At 44.7% G+C, this 21,991-nt stretch carries 19 protein-coding genes and 1 other annotated feature; of the genes, 2 read left to right on the plus strand and 17 right to left on the minus strand.

Features of this window, described 5'->3' with window-relative positions; all coding sequences use genetic code 11:
* Positions 1-89: 89 nt before the first annotated feature.
* Positions 90-1,031 carry a TcaA NTF2-like domain-containing protein gene (locus ACYQ1I_RS02925; protein ID WP_459762299.1) on the minus strand — a complete coding sequence of 314 codons (942 nt, stop codon included), beginning with the start codon at positions 1,029-1,031 and terminating at the stop codon, positions 90-92.
* Between the two features lie 294 nt (positions 1,032-1,325).
* On the opposite strand from ACYQ1I_RS02925, the gene ACYQ1I_RS02930 reads away from it, so the two are divergent.
* Complete coding sequence (locus ACYQ1I_RS02930; protein ID WP_459762301.1) at positions 1,326-2,798, plus strand: copper amine oxidase N-terminal domain-containing protein; 1,473 nt, start codon at positions 1,326-1,328, stop codon at positions 2,796-2,798.
* A gap of 454 nt (positions 2,799-3,252) precedes the next feature.
* Here the strand turns inward: ACYQ1I_RS02930 and ACYQ1I_RS02935 are convergent, their stop codons facing one another.
* The 3 genes from ACYQ1I_RS02935 to ACYQ1I_RS02945 form a co-directional block, all read right to left on the minus strand.
* Entirely contained in the window at positions 3,253-3,750 is a 498-nt protein-coding gene (locus ACYQ1I_RS02935) for a hypothetical protein (protein WP_459762303.1), read from the minus strand.
* Positions 3,751-3,936: 186 nt separating this feature from the next.
* The gene (locus ACYQ1I_RS02940) at positions 3,937-5,466 is read right to left on the minus strand and encodes a M56 family metallopeptidase (protein WP_459762305.1); all 1,530 of its coding nucleotides are present in this window, start codon (positions 5,464-5,466) and stop codon (positions 3,937-3,939) included.
* A gap of 1 nt (position 5,467) precedes the next feature.
* The gene (locus ACYQ1I_RS02945) at positions 5,468-5,836 is read right to left on the minus strand and encodes a BlaI/MecI/CopY family transcriptional regulator (RefSeq protein ID WP_459762307.1); all 369 of its coding nucleotides are present in this window, start codon (positions 5,834-5,836) and stop codon (positions 5,468-5,470) included.
* A 218-nt stretch (positions 5,837-6,054) separates the two neighbouring features.
* Between ACYQ1I_RS02945 and ACYQ1I_RS02950 the strand changes: the two genes are divergently transcribed.
* Positions 6,055-6,696, plus strand: a complete 642-nt coding sequence (locus ACYQ1I_RS02950) for a hypothetical protein (RefSeq protein ID WP_459762309.1) — start codon at positions 6,055-6,057, stop codon at positions 6,694-6,696.
* Between the two features lie 102 nt (positions 6,697-6,798).
* Here the strand turns inward: ACYQ1I_RS02950 and ACYQ1I_RS02955 are convergent, their stop codons facing one another.
* The 13 genes from ACYQ1I_RS02955 to ACYQ1I_RS03015 form a co-directional block, all read right to left on the minus strand.
* Entirely contained in the window at positions 6,799-7,059 is a 261-nt protein-coding gene (locus ACYQ1I_RS02955; protein WP_459762311.1) for a MoaD-like domain-containing protein, read from the minus strand.
* 199 nt (positions 7,060-7,258) lie between these two features.
* Positions 7,259-7,471, minus strand: coding sequence for a YggL 50S ribosome-binding family protein (locus ACYQ1I_RS02960; protein WP_459762313.1), 213 nt, complete (start codon positions 7,469-7,471; stop codon positions 7,259-7,261).
* Positions 7,472-7,679: 208 nt separating this feature from the next.
* Positions 7,680-8,261 carry an orotate phosphoribosyltransferase gene (gene pyrE / locus ACYQ1I_RS02965; RefSeq protein ID WP_459762315.1) on the minus strand — a complete coding sequence of 194 codons (582 nt, stop codon included), beginning with the start codon at positions 8,259-8,261 and terminating at the stop codon, positions 7,680-7,682.
* Between the two features lie 20 nt (positions 8,262-8,281).
* Positions 8,282-9,187, minus strand: a complete 906-nt coding sequence (locus ACYQ1I_RS02970; RefSeq protein WP_459765282.1) for a dihydroorotate dehydrogenase — start codon at positions 9,185-9,187, stop codon at positions 8,282-8,284.
* Positions 9,184-9,954, minus strand: coding sequence for a dihydroorotate dehydrogenase electron transfer subunit (locus ACYQ1I_RS02975; protein ID WP_459762317.1), 771 nt, complete (start codon positions 9,952-9,954; stop codon positions 9,184-9,186). The genes ACYQ1I_RS02970 and ACYQ1I_RS02975 overlap by 4 nt, the downstream gene beginning before the upstream one ends.
* On the minus strand, positions 9,951-13,163 hold the full coding sequence (gene carB / locus ACYQ1I_RS02980) for a carbamoyl-phosphate synthase large subunit (RefSeq protein WP_459762319.1): 3,213 nt from the start codon (positions 13,161-13,163) through the stop codon (positions 9,951-9,953). Before carB ends, ACYQ1I_RS02975 begins: the two co-directional genes overlap by 4 nt.
* On the minus strand, positions 13,156-14,229 hold the full coding sequence (locus ACYQ1I_RS02985; protein ID WP_459762321.1) for a carbamoyl phosphate synthase small subunit: 1,074 nt from the start codon (positions 14,227-14,229) through the stop codon (positions 13,156-13,158). Before ACYQ1I_RS02985 ends, carB begins: the two co-directional genes overlap by 8 nt.
* A gap of 36 nt (positions 14,230-14,265) precedes the next feature.
* Entirely contained in the window at positions 14,266-15,201 is a 936-nt protein-coding gene (gene pyrF / locus ACYQ1I_RS02990) for an orotidine-5'-phosphate decarboxylase (protein ID WP_459762323.1), read from the minus strand.
* A gap of 25 nt (positions 15,202-15,226) precedes the next feature.
* Entirely contained in the window at positions 15,227-16,516 is a 1,290-nt protein-coding gene (locus ACYQ1I_RS02995) for a dihydroorotase (protein ID WP_459762325.1), read from the minus strand.
* A gap of 302 nt (positions 16,517-16,818) precedes the next feature.
* Positions 16,819-17,892, minus strand: a complete 1,074-nt coding sequence (locus ACYQ1I_RS03000) for a tartrate dehydrogenase (RefSeq protein ID WP_459762327.1) — start codon at positions 17,890-17,892, stop codon at positions 16,819-16,821.
* A gap of 14 nt (positions 17,893-17,906) precedes the next feature.
* The gene (serA, locus tag ACYQ1I_RS03005) at positions 17,907-19,487 is read right to left on the minus strand and encodes a phosphoglycerate dehydrogenase (protein WP_459762329.1); all 1,581 of its coding nucleotides are present in this window, start codon (positions 19,485-19,487) and stop codon (positions 17,907-17,909) included.
* 85 nt (positions 19,488-19,572) lie between these two features.
* Positions 19,573-19,776: a binding site (T-box leader), on the minus strand.
* 77 nt (positions 19,777-19,853) lie between these two features.
* Positions 19,854-20,213 (minus strand): DUF3221 domain-containing protein, encoded by a 360-nt coding sequence (locus ACYQ1I_RS03010; RefSeq protein WP_459762331.1) that lies wholly within the window; start codon positions 20,211-20,213, stop codon positions 19,854-19,856.
* 80 nt (positions 20,214-20,293) lie between these two features.
* Positions 20,294-21,928, minus strand: coding sequence for a methyl-accepting chemotaxis protein (locus ACYQ1I_RS03015; RefSeq protein WP_459762333.1), 1,635 nt, complete (start codon positions 21,926-21,928; stop codon positions 20,294-20,296).
* Positions 21,929-21,991: the final 63 nt, after the last annotated feature.

Raw genomic sequence — 21,991 nt, forward strand, 5'->3', positions numbered from 1 at the left:
ATTATTTCTATCCTTTAATGTCAAAGTTTATTTCAAATAAAAAACAATCAGACTAATAATCTAATCTGATTGTTTCAAGCAATTCTTTGCTAATTTATTTTAAAATCCTTTAATTCGCTAATTTTAGCATAGCCACCATAAACAATAGAATTTCCAGTATAATATTCCTCTACTTCCATTGTCAGTACCAGCTTTATTTCTTTACTAGCGCCCTGTTTATCTCGATACTTGAGGGTTATTTGCGGTTTAGCAATTAAAGGCAGCCCACTACCCAGCTCTTCATAATTTGTTTCAATTAATTGGAATTCAGTTCCCTTTTCTTTCAGCTTCGCTATTAAAGCTTGATAATCAGCAATCACTTTTTGATCCTTTAATAGTTTCTCTAAACCCGATTCACCACCATTTAAGGTATGTACTAAGTCTGTTTCAAAAAGTGTCAATGCCTCCCAGGCATAATAACCATCGGGCTTGGCTCGCCCCTGCCTTTGTAGCAAGTCTTCTTCAAAGCTGCTCCATTCTTGGATATCGCTGAGCTTCATGGTGTCGTTATGATTTTTTACAGTATATATCCATTGAAAGTCCTTTATTATTTCGCCCTGTTCAGGATAATTAATCTTAATGGTTTCCACCACCTCTACCCGATAGCTTTCATCATCTTCTGGATATACATATCCCACCTCGTGGGAATGGTATTCTTCCAGAATCCCTCGTTCCGACAAATTAGCCACCAGTTCTTTTTGAGAAAGATACAGGGGGCTTTCTTCTAAAAGATAGGGCTCTACCAAACTAAAATCATTTTCATTAATAGCTTTAACTAAATTTACCTCATACCCCTCCATCAGCGCTTTTATTCTGGTATAATCATTTTCTTCTTCTACCGGCTCAATTTCATCCTCTGCCGACAAAGAAGCCTGGTTTTGCACAGGCTCATTTTTTTCTCTATTAACGTCATCAAGTTCTTTTGACTGGCTACCGCAGGCCGTAAGTACAATGGCCATGATGCAGGTTGTTATCATTATTTTGGCTTTCATCTTATTATTCTCCCATCGTTATAGATTATCTTTCAATTAACTGCCAATGCTTAGTAAATATAATTTAGCATATATTTTAATGTAACTCTTTACGGAATGATTAAGGTTTATTTAAGATCAAAATCTATTGATTAGGAGAAAGAGAAGTATTTAGAAAACAGCAAAATCAAAGTAATTTGTAAGCTAAAGTATTGAGCTGAAACAAATATTATGGTATCTTTAACTTGATTTGGAAAAACAATCCTGGTTTTATCATTGGGTAATCTTAATATAAAAGGAAGGAGTATTAATATAATGAAAATAAAAGGTATGATTTTATTGGTGTTAATCTTTATTTTGACCCTTCATCCTTTTTCAGCCATGGCCGCATCAAGGGCCACGGTTCAAATCAATATGATAAACCTATTACCCATCAGTGAACTAAAAAAGCTCAATGTCGATGATTTAGGAGCGCTTATCATTACAGATATGAAGGAAGCGCAAGACTACTACTACTTTTTGCTGTCTGATGGAGAAAATAAAAAGGGTATGGCAGTATTAAGGGTCAGAAAGGAAGACTTTTCTACGGCTAAAATAATCTGTATAGAAGATACAGCGGAATTAAAGGGATACACAATAGATTCCATGAGTATCGGAAGTAATGGAAGTATGTGGTTAAATCTATCTGGTCAGTGGGACAGACTGTCTTGCAAAATTGATCGGGATGGCCAGATTACTACGGTGACCTATGGCCTTTCTTCAACAGTAAAGCATGGAAGGGATAGTATACTTTGGTATCAAGGCACAGAAAATTTGATTTACCGATGGGATGGTGAACATACTCAGACCTATGAAATTTCAAATCCTTCTATGATGGATTTTGTTGAGCATGAAGATCAACTTTATTACATTAATCATTACGGTGACCTTTATCGTGCCAAAGAATTTGAGGATATTAAGGTGGCTGACCTGTTGGTCATGTACGACCTTGCCCCTGAAGGGGAGATGCTGGAAACTGCTTCACTTGCCAGTGTCGGCGGAAAACTATGGGCCTCTGTTGGCATAAGATTATACCCCCATATTGGTCTGCTTAACTTAACCGATCATACTAAGATTGAACAAATCGCCGCCGGAAAAATCTATAAAGCCTTTGAAAATGGCGATGGAAGCCTTTACTTTTTAATTGATGAATATTACCCCATTGTGCCGAACCAGTATCCTGGCCACAATACCTTCTATCAGCTTACACTGGATAAAAATTCTCAATGGGTGATTGATCAATCAAACGGAAATTGGCAAGAAATTGAACAGCCCTATATCGACATAGAGGGGAATGTATGGACCTATCAAATTTTAGATGATAATGGCGGTATCATATTGACTGGCTCTGACGAAACCACCATTAATTATTATTTTAAACCACAACATAACCAACCATCTGACATTAGGGTGGTATGCAACGGTGTAGAGGTTGAATTTGATGTAGCGCCATATATTGAAAAAAATCGAACAATGATTCCCATTCGAGGAGCTTCTTACCTCTTTGGAGCAACCACCCATTGGGATCAAGCCACCCAAACCGTCACCATTGAAAAAGAAGAAAGGATTCTTAGTCTTACGGTGGGAGAAAACACAGCCTATATCAATGGTGAAGCAGTGGACTTAGGTGTCCCCATAGCCATTCATGACGGCAGAATAATGGTTCCCTTACGCTTTATCGGTGAAGGCCTATTGACTGAGGTGCATTGGGATGATACTGCCAGAACGATTTTCATTAACTGCCAATAGCTGGGCCTAGGAGGTACTATTATTAACTCATGACACCATATCTATCAGCTAAACATTTTGAGAGATTTAAGTATTTATGGTTTATTTAAGAAAAATATGTAGTTTAAATTATGATAAAAATAAATAGTGATCAATTTAAAAAGCGATTAAATATTGATTAGGATTAACAAAATATTCAATCCCCGTCAATTTCTTAAGTCAAAAAAATTTCTCCTTAAGAAGCAGATGTCCTTTCCTTATCCTAAAAGTGATTATCGTTCATGACTATAAATTACTGTATATCTTTTAAGGCATTCTACCAAAACATTAAACTTAGCAGGCTTTGAAAAGCTAGATTCTTTTAAATAAGAGCTCGTCATAGTTAATTTTTCTTTTCTCATCACTTGCCATTCCACGGAACAATTAAGGCCAGTGGCTATAAAGCCTCCGGCCTTAATTGTGAAAAAACAGGCTATTAAAAGTATGTGCCATCCCCCTTGACATATAACGTGACAGCACCAAATGCATTCTCACCCCGAGAACCTGTATATGCAATATTAGATTGAACAGAAAGCAGCGTAGTGCCATTGTCTGAAATAGTCGTGCTAGTAACACGCAAGTCAGAGGAGGTTGGTTTGTTAATTATTGAAGACCCATATGAACTGGCTGAAACATAGGTCCCATCGTTTACACAAGAAGCCCAGACATAAACGCTACCAAGCTTGGCATCATTGTAAAGATCGCGCATCTCGACAGTTTTAGAGGCAGTAAATCTGGCTTTTGGTGTAATAGGTTCAGAAGCAAGTACCTTAAATTCGATCCCATTAATCACATATACCTGCTCAGCCGTGTTCCAGTAATCAATATACAAATTAAAATCTGCCTCGCCTACATTTGTTACCTGTCCAAATGTAGTTGCGGGAAACCCTACAAAGAGTAGAGCTGCCAATAAAAAAGAAAATAACTTTTTCATTAGTGTACCCTCCATTCTAATTAACCATATTTCTGTTGACCCATTCATACAGCTTAATCTTATACAGTCATAGGCATCCCCCCCCCTATAACACCATGGCATAAATGTAGACATTACTCTTGTTCTATACACACTATTCATAAGTTATAGCAAATGTACACCATTCCACAGGTTTTTTTTTCATTTCTAATTGAACGTATTCAGCTCAGCTAATTTTTCATGCGGCACATTAATGGGTGCATCACCGCCGATACCGCTGAGGTAGAACCGGAAGCGCACCCGGGGATCTGAGTTCTCATCCACATATTCCTTACAATCCTTGACCATCGTATAGATACACTCCTCCTGAATAAGCTCCTCAAAAGAAGCGGACTCGAAAGTAGACTTAAATATTGTGAGGTATGATCCTATTAGAAAATTTAGTTCTTCATAATCAATGCTTCCTGACAGTATATAGTCGTAATCAAAAAATACCCTTGTTGTATATTTTCGTCCTGTCTTATCCTTTTGTACCATTTCAAAAGGATAACGGTATCGAAGTTCACTAAATGATGTACCCGCAGGAGCCTTGTCAGAATAAATGTCCCTTCTCTCCGCCGGCTTTGAAGGCACGGTATCCATATCCAGATCCGCCGGGTATATGATATATCCGTCTGTGTTGAAATTACCAGAAGCCGAACCGTTCAATATCCGCTCCTTCATAAATGTATTGTCTATATAGCTGACCGGGACTTCAGATACAGAAAAAACTGAACTCGCCCCAAAGGCTCCAAGGGAAAAGATTAACAACAAGCAAATCATGATAAATCCTGTTTTCTTTTTAGTTATGTCCATAATTGCAACAATCCTCCTTTCTATATTTCTCTGGCCTGCAAAAGCTGTGGAAAATACAGTTTTGGCTCGAACTTTTTTTCTTGAGTAGAGAATGCCTCTACCGTATTGCTTTCGCAGATTAATATCGGCCCCTGCCACCACTTCAGCATCACAGGAAAGCTCACACAAAGCAGCGATTTCTCTGGCAATAAAATGTACAAGCGGATTAAACCAATGGATACCCACGGCGACGATAACCAGAGCCCTGTACCACAAATCCCGACGTTTCAGATGGATTAACTCATGTTTCAGTATAGCAAGCATTTCCTCGGAAGCATAGATGTCAGACGGAAGGAAAATAGATGGTCGGATAAAACCCGCCAGCATCGGCGTGTATATACAATGGCATTCCTTAATTTCTATTTTTACACCCATGCTCATTTTTTCTTTAGCATCATGAAGTACATTGAGTATATTTGGTTCCGTTATTTCATGGCTCCATCGCCGAACCATTATCATGAAACGATAATGCCTTATAACATGGTATGTAAAAAATACAACAATCCCCAAAATCCACACGACCATTAGAATTTTCCAAACAGAGAAGCCCGAAAAACCATGAATCAATGAATCTTCCCAATTATGAGTGTACGAAATATAGTCCGGAAAGCCCTTCATTGTCGCCCTAGTTACATTTTGTACTGGCAGTGCTATTTCTCCCATTGGCCAACTAATTTGTAACTGAAACGGTAGAATAAGGCCTACAATAATAATCAGCCAAGCATAGTAACACCATTTGACATGATAACGTTTTAAAAGAATCGGCGTTACAGACATATAGAAAAGGCCAAGGAACGCCATGGCAAAGGAGCGAAGCAAGAGGGTGACAAGAAAGCTTTGCATTTCAACTCCTCCTCTCCTCTATCCACTGTAACAAAGCATCGAGTTCCTCATCTGAAATATCATTGTACTCATACAATGTATTAACTAAATTTAAAAAAGAATTTTTATGGTATTGCTTCATAAAATATCCGGTTTCAAAATGCAGGTAGTCAGCACGATCTATAATTGGATAGTAAACACGCTCCTTTCCATGCTTCTCACTACGTAAAAAACCACGGTCAATCAACCGCTGCATAAGAGAAACGATGGTTTGTATTTTCCAACTTCGCTCTACTCCAAGCCGCTGCATAACCAGGCTTGTAGTGATGGGCGGCTCGTTTTCCCAAACGATCTTCATAATCTCAAATTCTGCTTCTGGTAGCCTTTTCATATTTCACCTCGTAAGTCAAATGTCTTAATTATATACTACAATTGTCTTAAAATATTGTCAAGAAAAAGATTATTTACTTTTTTGACTTTTAACGTGTCACTACTATAACACCTCAGCTTAAGTTATTTTCTGAGGAAAATTACATTTGGAAAACCGTTACACCATATTATGGCCGTATAGTGTATAATAAGAATAAATAAATTTTTAGGGGAATGTATATGAGAAAAACCATGCCATATGTTGTACTTATTCTCATAACCAGTTTATTTTTGTTTGGTTGTGGGGTTGAAAAGACAATAACTGGGGAAATATTGAATGGAACAGAAGATCATTTTCATCGGGGGATCGGTTCATTCTTGATCATTACCCCTTCTGAAGATGACCCTGTTATTTTAGAAGAGGAGGCCTTCAGTCAGGGAAGCGTAACAGTCATTATAGCTGCAGCTACCTTTGACCAGGAGGGACGAATTGTTGAAGCAACCTTTAATGCCAATCAAAAAATAATATATACTGACGGCCAAGGAAGAATTTCTACTGATAGAGTTTTAGAGGCCCTTAGACAGCAAGAAATAAATAAAATTGACCAAATGATTGATTCTGGCCTGGTAAATCCATGCGGAGTAAATTGGTATACTGCTGGAACCAACGCAGCTGTAGAATCCTTGACCCTGGACAATGACTCCTTGCAGCAAATGAATAAGATTGAAGAATGGTTCCAAGGGAAAAGCCTTGAGGAAATTAAAAATGAAAATGGTGACTTTCCTGAGGTGCAGTTAACAGTAGGGTCTGTTGCCTTAACAAAGGATAATTATATTAAGGCAATGGAAGAAGCTTACCTGTCAAGCTTGATAAACCAGTAATTTGCCATGCAAATAAGCCCTACACTTCAATGTAGGGTTATTTTCTATAGTTTTATTAATAGAATTACTTTTTAAGGCTTTGGGTCTAAGACCCTCTCTTCTTTATCCCCCTGCCCGTAAGAAGGCCAGGCGAAAATCCTCTATCATTTGATCAGATTTATCTGCTTCAATTTCAAAAACAATTTTCGTCCGTTCTACTGAAAAGGAGCCGAGGGCTTCAAAATAAGAATATAGGCTAACTCGCCAGCCTTTGCCCATATATAATGACCTATCCTGGGTTTGGCCACCCAGGGCAGTGAAGTATTCCTGAAATTCTGTGACTGGAATTCCTCCCATAATCAGCGTGGTTTTAATTGGTTTCATGCAACTTCCTGCCTTTCCCCTTTATCAGTAGTTAGCCCATTTATTATTCCAACACATCAGAGTATATCTGTTCTGTACTTTAATTAATGATTCAATTTTATTTAGTAGATATATATTGTATTTCGGTAAAACTAATGGCTCATTGTTCATATTTATCAATTTCAGTAATGGACTTTTCGTTTTTTCTTTATAGCTTGATTTAAATGTCAGGGTTTAAATCATCATCATCTAAAACATGTTTCCCTTTTGTCCCGTCTGGATTAATGTAATAACCATCAACGATTTCGTTTATTCCACCACCAAACAACCAATTATTTGATTCAATGAATTCTATAAATTTATCATAAAACAAATCATATGATACCTCTTCTGGTACAGATACACATCCAATTATTTCAAATTCTCTTTCCAAGTCGTTACCTCCTTTTTTTCCTAAGTATTTTTAAAATATATTTAACTGTCGGCTCGAAACTTCCAAATCCATCTTATTATAGCATATCCTTCAAATTATTCCAAAACCTCCTTCTATAAACTAAAATGGCTGATTATAAAATTAAAGCCGGCAGAAATGTAGTAAACTACAATCTACCGGCCTTGCTAGTTCTAAAATCTCATGTTGATTAAGATATATTCCTGCTCCCTGGCTTTATTGCCGGTAGCTTTCCTTCCCTGCACAGGGGGCATTCCTCTGGATCAAAGGAAATGACTTCGGTGGTGAGGGCCGCCTGAAGCTTTGTACCAAAGTCTATTTTACCGTTGCTTCTGTCTACTAAAACGGCCACCCCTGCCACCACGCCCCCCTGTTCCTTTACGATTTCCATGACCTCCTTGACAGAGCCTCCGGTTGTGATGACATCCTCTGCCACCAGCACCCTGGCCCCCTTGGGAATTTTAAAGCCCCTTCTGAGGGTCATTTTTCCATTTTCCCGCTCTGCAAACAGGTTCCGGGCCTTTAGCTTCCTTGCCAATTCGTAGGCGATAATGATTCCCCCCATGGCTGGCCCGATGACTATGTCGATTTGATCCCCTTGAAAGGCCTGGGCCAGGCCTATGGCTATTTCCTCTGTGTATTCCGGGTATTGTAAAAGCTGGGCACATTGCATATATTGACTGCTATGTCGGCCCGAGGTCAACAGAAAGTGCCCCTCCAACAGCACCTGTGTTTCCTTTAAAATCTTCAGCACCCTTTCTCGTTCTATCATGCCTCATCCATCCCTTCCTTTTAAATGATTCCCCTTAATGCTTCCAGCTCCTCTTTACTTTCCCTTAAATAGCCCTCTATTCCTTCTAATATATCGATTGTGGCCCTGGGGTTAATGAAATTAGCCGTTCCCACAGCCACCGCTGTGGCCCCTGCCATCATGAATTCCAGGGCATCTTCAGCATTCATTATCCCTCCCATTCCGATAATGGGCAGCTTAACAGCCTTAGCTACTTGGTAAACCATTCTAAGGGCAACAGGCTTGATGGCTGGCCCTGAAAGGCCCCCCACTATATTGGCCAATATGGGTTTTCTGCGGTGAATATCGATGGCCATTCCCAACAGGGTATTAATCAGAGAAATACCATCGGCTCCCCCGGCCTCGGCTGCCTTGGCAATGGTGACAATATCAGTAACGTTGGGGGTTAGTTTCACAATCAATGGCTGCCTGGCATATCGCTTCACTTCCCTGGTGACCAGCTCCACCATATGGGGGTCAGTTCCAAAGGAAACGCCCCCCTCCTTTACATTGGGGCAGGATATATTCAGCTCCAGCAGGTCAATATCGGCATCTTGGAGCCTTTTCACCACATCACAATATTCCTCCAGGGTTTTACCGCATACATTGACAATGATTTTGGTATCGTATCGTCTTAAAAAGGGAATATCCTTTTCCATAAAGGCCCTTACCCCTGGGTTTTGCAGTCCGACGCTGTTTAACATGCCTCCATAGGTTTCAGCCACCCTTGGGGCGCTATTCCCCTTCCAGGGGGTACTGGCAATTCCCTTTACCACTACTGCCCCCAGTCGATTTAAATCAACATATTCTCCGTATTCCCTACCCGAGCCAAAGGTTCCCGAGGCCGTCATTACGGGATTTTTCATTTCTACCCCGGCAATCTGAATACTTAAATCAGGCTGATTCATTCCCAAATCACCTCTTCTCGCCAAAATACCGGCCCATCCTTACAAACCCGCATATTTTCCCAATCTACCTGGGAGCTTTGTTGTATTTTACAGGTGCAAACCAGACAGGCCCCTATACCGCAGGCCATTCTTTCCTCAAAGGAAAGCTGGGCAGGAATTTGCTTCTCTTGGGCCCACTGGGCCACAGCCCTTAGCATTCCCCTGGGGCCACAGCTATAAACCATCTCTGTTTTACTTAAATCAATGGTTCTAAGTATATCTGTTACCGTCCCCTTTATCCCCTGACTGCCATCCTCGGTGGCCACCAGCACCCTGGCCCCTAGGGCTTCAAATTCCTTGATTAACATTCCTTCATGGCGAAAGCCCAGTACCACCGTTACTTCTCCCCTTAGCTGCTTCACCAGCTCCAGCAGGGGGGGAACACCGATTCCCCCGCCCACCACCAGGTGTCGTTTAACATTCCATAATTCAAAGCCCTTGCCCAGGGGCCCCATAAAGCTGATCGTCATTCCCGGCCGCAGCTGTGAAAGGGCTTTGGTACCCTTCCCCACCACACCATAGATCAGCCTTATTTCCTTCCTTTCCTGAAAAATTTCACAAATACTGATGGGTCGGGGCAAGAGCAGGTGGTGGCTGCCACAGTACAGATTTAGAAATTGCCCTGGCCTGGCTTTTTCTGCTACCCCCTGGGCTTCAATCAGCATTTCAAAAATGCCAGGAGCCATTATTCGGTTTTCCTTTATAAATCCAAGCTCTTTTTGCTTCATTCCTTCACCCCCAGGTTAATGACTTCAAGGGAATCAATGGTGAGGCCTCTTTTTTTGACTTGAAGAAGGGCCTTTACCGTATCAAGGGAGGTTAATACCTTGACGGAGGCCTCCACTGCCGCCCGTCTGATTCTAAAGCCGTCTCTTGTACTATCCTTTCCCTTTGTAGGCACATTGATGACCAGATTCACCAGGCCGCTTCCTATGGTATCTAAAATGTTGGGCACCCCTTCAGAAATCTTCTTAACGGTGGTGACGGGAAGGTGATGACTGTTTAGATATTCGGCGGTTCCCGTGGTCGCCAGCAGCCGATACCCCATGCTAATAAGGGCCTGGGCCATGGGGAGAAATTCCTCCTTGTCGTCATCCTTAATAGTCACCAGGATTTGCCCCCCTTCCTGGGGCATTTCAATTCCTGCCCCTATAAAGCCCTTATAAACGGCCTCTTCCAAGGATTTACCCACCCCCAGCACCTCGCCTGTGGACTTCATTTCGGGTCCCAGGCTCACCTCCGCCATGGGCACCTTTTCCGTTGAAAAGACGGGCACCTTTACGGCAATATGATCTGGGGCAGGGTATATGCCTGTTCCATAGCCCATATCATACAGCCTTTCCCCCATCATGGCCCGGGTGGCCAGTTTAACGATGGGTACCCCTGTCACCTTGCTAATATAGGGTACGGTTCTGCTAGACCTTGGATTCACCTCAATTACGTAGACTTCATTTTCATATTCAACAAACTGAATATTAATCATCCCCACCACCTTCAGGGCCAGGGCAACTTTTTTTGTTATATCATGGATCTTCTCCGCTATCTCCTTCGATACATTTTGACTGGGGTACAGGGTAACGCTATCGCCGGAATGGATTCCCGCCCGTTCTAAATGCTCCATAATACCGGGAATTAAGATGCTTTCACCATCGCAGATGGCATCAACCTCCAGTTCACGGCCAATTAGATATCGATCAATTAAGACGGGGTTTTTATGATCCCTTTCAAAGGCGCCTTGTAGGTATTGCCTTAGCTCCTCTTTACGGTAGGTAATTTCCATCCCCTGGCCCCCCAGCACATAGGAGGGTCTTACCAGCACAGGGTAGCCGATTTTATCACCCTCCTTCATGCCTGTCTCCAGGGACCACACGGCCCTTCCCCTGGGCCTGGCAATGCCCAGGCTTCCCATTAGGGCATCAAATTTTTCCCGATCCTCAGCGATATCAATTTGCTCAGGCTTTGTTCCCAGAATGGGAATGTTCATTTCCTCTAAAAAGCCCGCCAGCTTGATGGCGGTTTGCCCTCCGAATTGAAGCACCACCCCATGGGGCCTTTCCTTTTCAACAATATTCAGTACATCCTCCTCGGTGAGGGGCTCGAAGTAGAGCTTGTCAGAAATGTCAAAGTCGGTGCTGACGGTTTCGGGGTTATTGTTGACGATGATGGTTTCAATTCCCATTTCCCTTAGGGCCAGGACACTATGCACCCCGCAGTAGTCAAATTCAATTCCCTGACCAATTCTAATGGGGCCAGAGCCAATGACCATGACCTTTTTTCTGTCACTGACCACCACCTCATCCTCCTGGTCGTAGGTGGAATAGTAGTAGGGGGATTGGGCGTCGAATTCACCGCCGCAGGTGTCTACCATTTTGTAGACGGCGTGGATTCCATAGGTATTTCTTAAGGCGTAGATTTCCCGGGGGCTTCTACCCATGAGCTGAGCAATTCCCTTGTCTGAAAAGCCTTTTTGCTTAAGCCTCAGCAGCTTTTCCTTTGTTAAATCTGCCATGTCTAACGCCTTGAGTTCTTCCTCTAACATGACCAATTCCCTGATTTTTTCCATGAAGAAGACATCCATTCCAGTAATTTCACAGACCTTATCGACACGATAATTTCTTCTAAGGATTTCTGCAATGTCAAAAATCCGCTCATCATCGGGGGTTTGAACCCGGGCCCTTAAATCTTCAAGGCTTCTTTCCCTGGAGGCCTTTCGATCCAGGGAATACTGACCATTCTCTAAGGAGCGTATGGCCTTTAACAGGGCCCCTTCAAAGCTGTTGGCTATGGCCATGGTTTCTCCTGTAGCCATCATTTTGGTACCCAGATTTTTGGTTGCTCCTGTGAACTTTTCAAAGGGCCATTTAGGCAGCTTTACCACCACATAGTCCAGCGTCGGCTCAAAGCAAGCGGTGGTTTTCCCCGTTACGTCATTGATGATTTCATCTAAGCCATAGCCCAGGGCAATTTTAGCTGCTACCTTGGCAATTGGGTAGCCCGTTACCTTAGAGGCCAGGGCCGAGGAGCGGCTCACCCTGGGGTTGATTTCAATAACTGCATATTCCAGGCTCCTGGGGTGGAGGGCAAATTGAACATTACAGCCCCCTTCTATTTGAATGGCGTTGATAATATCCATGGCGGCCTTCCTTAGCATTTGGTATTCCTTATCGGTTAGGGTTTGGGAGGGGGCCACCACAATGCTGTCCCCCGTATGGACCCCCACCGGGTCGATGTTTTCCATATTGCATACGGTGATACAGTTGCCATAATGGTCACGCATGACCTCGTACTCGATCTCCTTCCAGCCCTTAATACATTTTTCTATCAGTACCTGTCCTACCCGGCTAAGCTGTAGGCCCTGGGCCAAAATTACTTTTAGGGTTCCTTCCTCCTCAGCGATACCGCCCCCGGTTCCTCCCAAGGTATAGGCGGGCCTGACCACCACCGGGTAGCCGATCTCTGCTGCAAAGCTAATCCCTTCTGCCAAGCTGGTGACAATTTTCCCCTGTATGACCGGCTGATTGATACGGGCCATTAGCCTTTGGAATTTCTCCCGGTCTTCCCCTTCCTTAATGGCCGAAATGGGGGTACCGATCATATTGACACCATATTTCTCTAAAATGCCAAGGTCACTCAGCTCCACCGCCAGATTTAAGGCCGTTTGGCCTCCCATCCCAGCCAGGAGGCTGTCGGGTCGTTCCCTTTTAATGACCTTTTCGATCACTTCCACCGTTAAGGGTTCGATATAGATTTTATCTGCAATTTCCTTATCAGTCATGATGGTGGCGGGGTTGCTGTTGATTAAAACCACCTCCAGGCCCTCTGCCTTCAAGGCCTGGCAGGCCTGGGTTCCGGCATAGTCAAACTCTGCCGCCTGACCTATAATAATGGGGCCTGAACCAATAACCAGTACCTTTTTTATTTCTTCTTTTTTAGGCATGGTGCTTCACCTCCATCAGCTTCATAAATCGGTCAAATAAATAGTCGTTTTCCATGGGCCCGGGGGAGGCCTCGGGATGGAACTGTACACTGAAAAGGGGCAGGTGCTGATGCTGGATTCCCTCAACGGTACCGTCGTTTAAATTGATATGGGTAATGGAAGCCTCCCGGGGCAGGCTTTCCTTCCTGACCACATAGCCATGGTTTTGGGAGGTGATGTGAACCCGCTGGGTCGTTAGGTCCTTTACAGGATGATTACAGCCCCGATGGCCGAATTTCAGCCTATGGGTATCGGCTCCCAGGGCTAGGGCCAAAAGCTGATGCCCGAGGCAGATTCCGAATATTGGCTTCTGGTGTTGGATTAGTTTTTGAATCGTGTCTAAAATCCTGGGAAGGTCCTTTGGGTCCCCGGGCCCGTTGGAAAGAAGAATACCGTCGTGGTTACCCTCCAGTATTTCCTCTGGAGCAGTAAAGGCTGGATAAACGGTAACATGACAATTTCTGGCCTGAAGTGACCGCAGGATGTTGGCCTTTACGCCAAAATCCAGTACCCCGACCCGCTTTCCCGTACCCTCCAGCTCATAGGCCTTCGGGGCGGTAACCTGCTCTACGGCATGATAATTTTGAAGGTTCTCAAATTTATTTTGCACCTGAGAGGGGGCTAAATCCCTCAGGGTAATGATTCCCTTCATGGTGCCATGGTTCCTCAAAAGCTTTGTCAGGGCCCGGGTGTCGATACCGGCCAGGCCCAGTACATGGTTTTGCTTCAGGTAACCGTCAAGGTCCATTTCACAACGCCAATGATTGGGCCTTTGGGCCCATTCCCTGACAATTAGCCCCCTTGCCTTGGGGGCGGCTGACTCACGATCTTCTAAATTAACGCCGTAGTTGCCTATGAGGGGATAGGTCATGGTGATAATCTGACCTGTGTAGGAGGGGTCTGTCAATATTTCCTGATAGCCCGTCATACCTGTATTAAAAACCACTTCCCCTACGGCCTCCTTCATGTATCCAAAGGCCTGCCCCTGAAAGAACGCACCATTTTCTAATATTAGCTTTGCCTTCATCTTTTCACCTCATCTATTTTTCACGCTGTCATTTCTTTATCTTGATTGATTCATCACCCGTTGTAAATCTGCCTTCATTTGCAAAGCTGCTTCCCTGGCGGCCAGGGCAAAGTCTGTTTCTTTAAATCGCCTTTTGCTGGCCTCGGTGGTATGGGCTGCAATAATACCCCTTGAGGAGTTGACAATGGCCCCCAGGCCATCGCTGTTGAAGCATCCCCTGAGGTCCTTCGCCTTGGCCCCCTGGGCTCCATAGCCCGGCACTAAAAAGTAGTTATTGGGCATTTGGGCCCTTAGGGCCGCCGCTTCAGCCGGATGGGTGGCCCCCACCACTGCACCAACCTGGCTATAGCCACGGTTTCCCATAAGCTGGCTTCCCCATTCCCTTACCAGGTCACCCACCACCTGGTAGAGCTTTTTGCCTCCTACATCAAGATTTTGTATTTGACCGCTATTGGGGTTGGAGGTCTTCACCAGAATGAACAGGCCCCGATTAAACTCTTTACAGTCTGCCAAAAAGGGCTCTATGGCATCAAAGCCCAGGTAAGGGTTTAAGGTGATTAAATGGGTACCATAGACCTCGTGGTCGGTGTCTTCAATTTGAACCCTGCCGATATGACCGTCGGAATAGGCCTGGGCAGTGGAGGCAATGTCACCCCTTTTTATATCGCCGATCACGATCATTCCCCGCTCCCTGGCATATTGAAGGGTTTTAATATAGGCCTCAAGGCCCGGGGCCCCATATTGCTCATACATGGCAATTTGAGGCTTTACTGCCGGTACCACATCGTAGATATGGTCTATGATTGTCCTGTTAAATTGATAAAAGGCCGCTGCTGCCCCCTGGGGGGTTTTACCGTATTTTTCATAGGCCTCCCGGCGAATGGGAGCTGGGATCATACTGAGCCTTGGGTCTAACCCCACCACAGAAGGATTTTGGGTTGCTTCAATTCTTTCTATCAGCTGATCAATCATTTTTTAAGCCTCCTTATTTTTCTGATCAAGCCCGAAGGCCAGTATTTTGAAATACAATGCTGCCGTCCACCAGGGTATAGCATACCCTTCCCCTAACCCTTCTTCCCTGGAAGGGGGTGTTTCTGGCCTTGGAATAAAACCGGCTGCTGTCGATTTCATATTCTGCCCTGGGATCAATCAGGGTTATATCAGCAGGACTACCAGCTTTCAAGGTGCCCCCTGCTATGTTCAAAAGCCTGGCGGGATTGGTACTCATCTTTTCAATTAGTGCCATGGGGGTCAATATTCCCCTTTCAACCAGCTCTGTAATACCGAGGGCCAATGCTGTTTCCAGGCCTACAATACCAAAGGGGGCCTTTTCAAAGCCCTGGGCCTTTTCATTGGGATGGTGGGGGGCATGGTCAGTGGCAATTATTTCAATGGTGCCATCCTGTAAAGCCTTTAAAATCTCCTTCACATCTGCCTGACTCCTAAGGGGCGGGTTCACTTTAGTATTGGGGTCCAGCCCCCTTACAGCCTCTTCAGTCAAGGTAAAGTGATGGGGGGTTACCTCTCCTGTAATGAGGCTGCTTAACTGCTTCGCCCCCCTTAAAAGACCCACAGCTCCCCTGGTGCTGATATGACAAAGATGAAGCCTTGCCCCTGCATGAAGGGCCAGGTGGGTATCCCGGCAGGTGATGACATCCTCTGCCTCGGGGGGAATTCCCCGAAGCCCCAGGGCCCTGGCCAATGCCCCTTCGTTCATTACACCCCCAGCCGCCAGGTAATGATCCTCACAGTGGGCCATGACCGGCAGGTTATATTCCTTTGCCCTTTCCAGGGCCCTTTTCATCAGGCTGCTGTTCATAACGGTTTTGCCGTCTTCACTTAAGCCGCAAATACCCAGGGGTACCAGTGCACCATAACCCACCAGTTCCTCCCCCAATTGCCCCTTGGTGATGCTGGCAATGGGCAAAATTTTCACTGGGGCCCTTTGGGCCTTTTCCTGAATTTCCTTTACCACCTGGGGACTATCAATAACGGGGTTGGTATTGGGCATGCAGCAGATGGTGGTAAAGCCCCCCGCCGCCGCACTTAGGCCCCCTGACAGGATTGTCTCCTTATGGGTAAAGCCCGGCTCCCTCAGGTGTACATGAACATCAATTAACCCCGGCACCACCCAATAGCCTGTAGCATCAATAATTTCATCAGCCTCCAGGGTAAGGGAATCTCCCATGGCTTTAATGTGCTTCCCCTCAATGTACAAATCCTTTACTTCATCAATTTGACTGGCGGGATCAATGATTCGCCCATTTTTAATGAGTATTTTTTTCATCTTATCTTCTCCCTCCTGTGGCAATGTGGTCTAAAGGAATGGAGGCATAACAAAAAGAGCAATAGTAAGGAAATTAATCAAATTTCCCTTCCATTGCTCTGTAATATTTAAAATAATTAAATTTAGATTGTAAAAATTGACAGCTCAAAAATAGGCATGGCCGTTTCATCTGCACTCATTCCTTTCTGGCCTCTCTGGACCAAATTAAAGGTAGACTCACATTCTCCATAATCTTAGCACAGGTGTAGGGCATTGTCAACTGAATCTTTATACATTTCGACTAGTATTTATTCTTATATTGACTATGCTCCCATTATGCTCCTTAGCTTTTCGATAACCTCATCACCCACCTGGGCTGTAGTGGCGCTGCCTCCCAGGTCTGGAGTTAGGGTCTTACCCTCTAAAAGGGTGGCTTCTATGGCCTGTAAAATTTCTGATGTATCTGTTTTTAATAAATGATCCAGCATGAGCTTCACCGTCCATAGCATGGCAATGGGATTAGCCAGCCCCTTTCCAGCCAGATCAGGGGCAGAGCCATGGACAGGCTCAAACATAGAGGGGAATTCCCCTTCAGGGTTAAGATTGGCACTGGCGGCAAAGCCCAGGCCCCCCTGAAGGGCGGCTCCCAGGTCTGTAATAATATCCCCAAACAGGTTTGATGCCACCAGCACATCATATGCCTCCGGCTTCTGTACAAAGTACATGGAAACGGCATCGACATGGGTTGATTCGGTTTTAATGTCAGGATATTGGTCGCCAACCTCGCTGAAGATTTGGTCCCAGAACACCATGCTATAATTAAGGGCATTGGATTTGGTCACGCTGGTAAGCTTTTTATTCCGTTGTCGGGCCAGCTTAAAGGCGTATTCCATTACCTTTTCCGTATTTTTTCTTGTAAAGACCGAGGTTTGCAGGGCGATTTCCTCAGGGCGGCCAGGGAAACGGATTCCCCCCACGCCTGAATATTCCCCCTCTACGTTTTCTCTGATTACGACAAAATCAATATCGGCTGGTCCCTTGTTTTTTAATGGGCAGGGAGCCCCCGGCAGCAGCTTGATAGGCCGCAGGTTAATATATTGATTGAAGCCCTGGCGTATTTTGATTAACAGGCCATGGAGAGAAATATGATCAGGTACGCCGGGAAAGCCCACGGCCCCCAGTAAAATTCCATCGAATTCCTTTAATATTGCCAACCCCTGTTCCTCCATCATTTGTCCATGGTGTAAATAGTATTCGCAGCCCCAGGGAAAGGTTTCAAATGAAAAGGAGATGTCTCCCTTTAATTCAGCATAGACCTTTAATAGCTTCAGCCCCTCCGCTGTTACCTCAGCTCCGATTCCGTCCCCAGGTATGACGGCTATATGGTAGTTTTTCATGTTATATCCCTCCTTTACAGCTTTACAAAGCTAACCCTTGTAATTCCCTCCACCTGCTCAATTAACCGAAGGTCTTCCCTGCTGGCCTCGGAGTCAATGGTCAACACCATCATGGCCTTTTTTCCCTTCAGGTTTCGGCTTACCTGCATGGTGGCGATGTTAATTTGGTTTTTGCCCAGCATAGTTCCTATTTTTCCAATCATCCCCGGCTGATCAAGATTTTCTGCCACCAGCATGAAGGGGCTGGGGGTTACATCAAAGCTAAAGCCATTGACTTCAACAATTCTGGCTTCTCCCTTGCCAAATATGGTGCCGGAATAGGTATATAAATTGTTTTTGGTAGAAATTTTCAGCTGAATGAGATTGAGCAAATGCTCAGCCTCATTAGTTTTGCTTGAGATCACCTGAATCCCCCTCATGACTGCCATTTGACTGGCATTTACATAGTTGATTCGCTCCTTTAAAATGGGCTCCATCAACCCCTTCAGCACTGCCAGGGTAATCATTTCGGTTTCCAGCCTTGCCACCTCACCCTGATAGATGATTTCTATTCCTTCTACAGCCTCCCTTTCTATTTGATGATAGAGCTTCCCCAAAATTTCCCCCAGTCCCATATAGGGCTTTAGCTGATTCAGCTGATGGTGCTGCAGGGTGGGTAAATTCACCGCATTAGGTACCATTTCTCCCTTTAGGGCATGAATGACCTCCTGGGCAATGGTAATTCCCACGTTATTCTGGGCCTCCAGGGTATCTGCCCCTATGTGGGGGGTCATAACGGTATTTTCTAAATCCAGAAGGGGAGAGGTGGTGTTGGGTTCCCCCACCAGTACATCTATTCCTGCCGCCGCTACGGTTCCCTCCTTCAAGGCCTTGGCCAGGGCTGCTTCCTCAATAATTCCTCCCCTGGCACAATTGACTACCCTTAACCCGGGCTTGGCAATTTTAAATTGTTCCTCCCCGATCATACCGTTGGTCTCCTCGGTTTTGGGGGTATGGACCGTAATGAAATCCGATTCCATTACAAGCTCCTTCAAGGTCTCCTTCTTTTCTACCCCCAGGCGTTCAAAGCGTTCATCAGTAATGTAGGGGTCATAAGCAATCAACCTCATGTCAAAGCCCCTTAGCCGTTGGGCCACCAGGGAACCAATCCTACCCAATCCTACAATCCCAACGGTTTTACCATTCAGCTCCACCCCCTTGAAGCCGCTTCTGTCCCATTTCTTCTGCTTCAATAAACGGTCTGCCGCAGGAATTTTTCTGGCGGCGGCCAGCATTAATCCGATGGTTAGCTCCGCTGCCGAAACGGAGTTGGCATCTGGTGTATTCACTATAATAATTCCTCTTTTGGTGGCCCCGGGCAGGTCAATATTATCAATTCCATTTCCGGCTCGGCCCACTACCTTGAGGTTTTTGGCCCTTTCGTAGAATTCCTCATTAATTTTGGTTACACTTCTCACTACAATGGCATCATAATCAGAAATGATTTCCAACAGCTTCTCTCGATCTAAATTAAACTGAACATCTACTGTTCCCCCCAGCTCTACCAGCTTATCAATCCCCTTTTCTGATATTTTTTCTGCCACCAGTATTTTCATGTTAACTCCCCCTTACTTTCTCGTAATGCTGCTTTAAATTGATAAAGCTAATATTATAAATAAAAACCGCCCTTAGCTATTATTAGCCAAGGGCGGAATTGATTACGCGGTGCCACCTTGTTTCTTTATCAAAGGTTGATAAACTCAATTGAGATAACGGCTCAAGCCGGAATAGGTTCTTTCCCTATCTGCTCTGGGATGGATTCAATCAGCCTTAGGTCCGGCTTTCACCAACCGCCGGCTCTCTATTCCCTTAGACAAATTTACTGGTTCCCTTCACTGCATTTCATTCTTTAGCATATTTAAATCATGATTTCTAAGTATCTTACTATTTTTTCTATGGAATTGTCAAGTATATAATTTTATTTATTTGTCGGAAATTATTTTAACTCTGGCGGCGGTTGCCTGTACGGGATAGGATTCTGCCACAGCCCCCGTAAACCAGACTGCCACCTGCTGCCCCTCTTTAATATCCTCTATTTCAATTCTTTTATTGTTTTCATTCAATACAATAGTATCACGGGTCAGTCTGATGCTGGCCCAATCATAGCCGGTATCCGTTGACGACTCTCCCTCCACCAGGATGGTTCCCCGGATTCGAGCATCCAAATAATCTCGGCTCATACTGGTGATTTCTCCCCTAATGCTGGGATTCTCCGGTTTGCCTCCACAGCCCGCCAATAATGTCAATGCCAGGATTATCATTAATATAGTGAATTTTTTCATCTCCTAAGCACCTCCTTATTTAATAGACGATAGCTGTAGAATTTTGTTCCATTTTTCTGTCAATTCAACAGTATCAGGAACTAATTGAGCTTAAAGCGTTGAATCCAGGTCCTTAGTTCCTCTGAAACGGCAGTCAATTGCGATGCACTGTTGGAAATTTGCTCAGCCATTACCGTTTGCTGTTGAATGGTGGCTGAAATATCCTGCATTGCCAGGGAGGTGGCCTGGGAAATTTCACTGATTCTTTCCGTATCCTCCTCCAAAATTTCTCCTGATTTCATCAGCTCCTCTGCCAGCCTTTTGTTGCTTTGCATCTGATCAGTTGTATCCTGCAATACCCTGGAGACGGCCTTTATGGTGGTACCGGTTTGGTTGATCACCCTGTTGCCCAATTCAACCTCCTGACTCCCTTGATGGATAGCCTCCACCGCCTCCCTGGTTTTTGCCTGGGTCTCGGTAATGATGTTCATAATTTCTCCGGCGGCTTGGTTTGAATCTTCAGCCAGCTTTCTAACCTCATCGGCCACGACGGCAAAGCCCTTTCCGTGGTCTCCTGCCCGGGCAGCCTCAATGGCGGCATTTAGGGCCAGCAAATTTGTCTGCTCGGCAATTGCTGTAATGGTATTAATAATATTCCCGATTTGATCAGATTTATCGGCTAAATCTTCAATCACCAGGGCAGAGCTTTTAAAGGTCTGATCTATTTTTTTCATTTGCCCCATAGAGACCTCAATGGCTTCGTTTCCTTTCTGCATTTGCCTCATTCCATTTTGCGAGGATTGAAGGGTTTGGTTAATCTGCTTTTCCATTTCCCTAATATTTACAATTATTTGCTTCATAAACTGAGCCACCTGCTGAACCGACGAAGCCTGCTCCTGGGAGCCCGCCGTCACCTCTTCAATGGTGGCCGCTATGTTTTCAGTTCCCTTACTAACTTCATCGGTGGCAGCCTCCTGCTCTATGGCGGCCTTGGTGACCCTTTCGGTAATATGGGAAAAATCCCCCATTAGTGTCTTCAAGCCCAAGGCCAGCTTATTGATTTCAAAGGTTAGCTGCCCCAGCTCATCTCTGTTCTTTGCTTCCTGATAGTAGGTAAGGTTCCCCTGGGCCAGGCTCTGCATTCCCCGCTGTAGGGCAACATATTGATGTTTTTGACTTAAGGCAGTAAAGTAGGCTGTTATGGATGCCAGTACAAGGCCCCCCAGTAGTCCCAAGGAAATAGCCAGATTAGTTTCCTTTACTAGACTGGTGATGGCCAGAGCACCGATTAAGGGCACCACCTGAATACCAAAATTTTTGAGCCATAATCGCTTTTGCTGAATTACCAGACCGGCCCGAAGGGTATATTCCTTCCGTCCCTTGATAAAGATCGGGCAGGCTGCATCAACCAGAATTTCCCCCGTATTTCGATGGTATACCTGCAAAATTGATTCCTGAGAGGCAATCTCTTTTTTCGCCACCTCGTCGTCAAAGACAATTCCCTCCCTCAGACGGTTGGTATGGCATAGGGCCAAGCCAGAGGAATCCATCATGACAAAGTACTCCAGATTACCCAAATGCTGATAAAACATGTCGTAAACCTGTTCCCTTCCCCCCTGCTCCAGCTTGTTTTTTGATAGAATCTCTGTTATTAAGACAGCAACCCTTTCACAGGTTTCCATAGCTTTTTTTGATTCTCTTCTGCTTAATATTCTTTTTTCATTTAGCTTTTTCATTCTTTCCCCCCTCAACGGCTTCCTTATTAAAGCTATCTTTTCATTTTCGACTCGAGAGGCTAA

This window comes from Alkaliphilus crotonatoxidans, assembly GCF_054658015.1.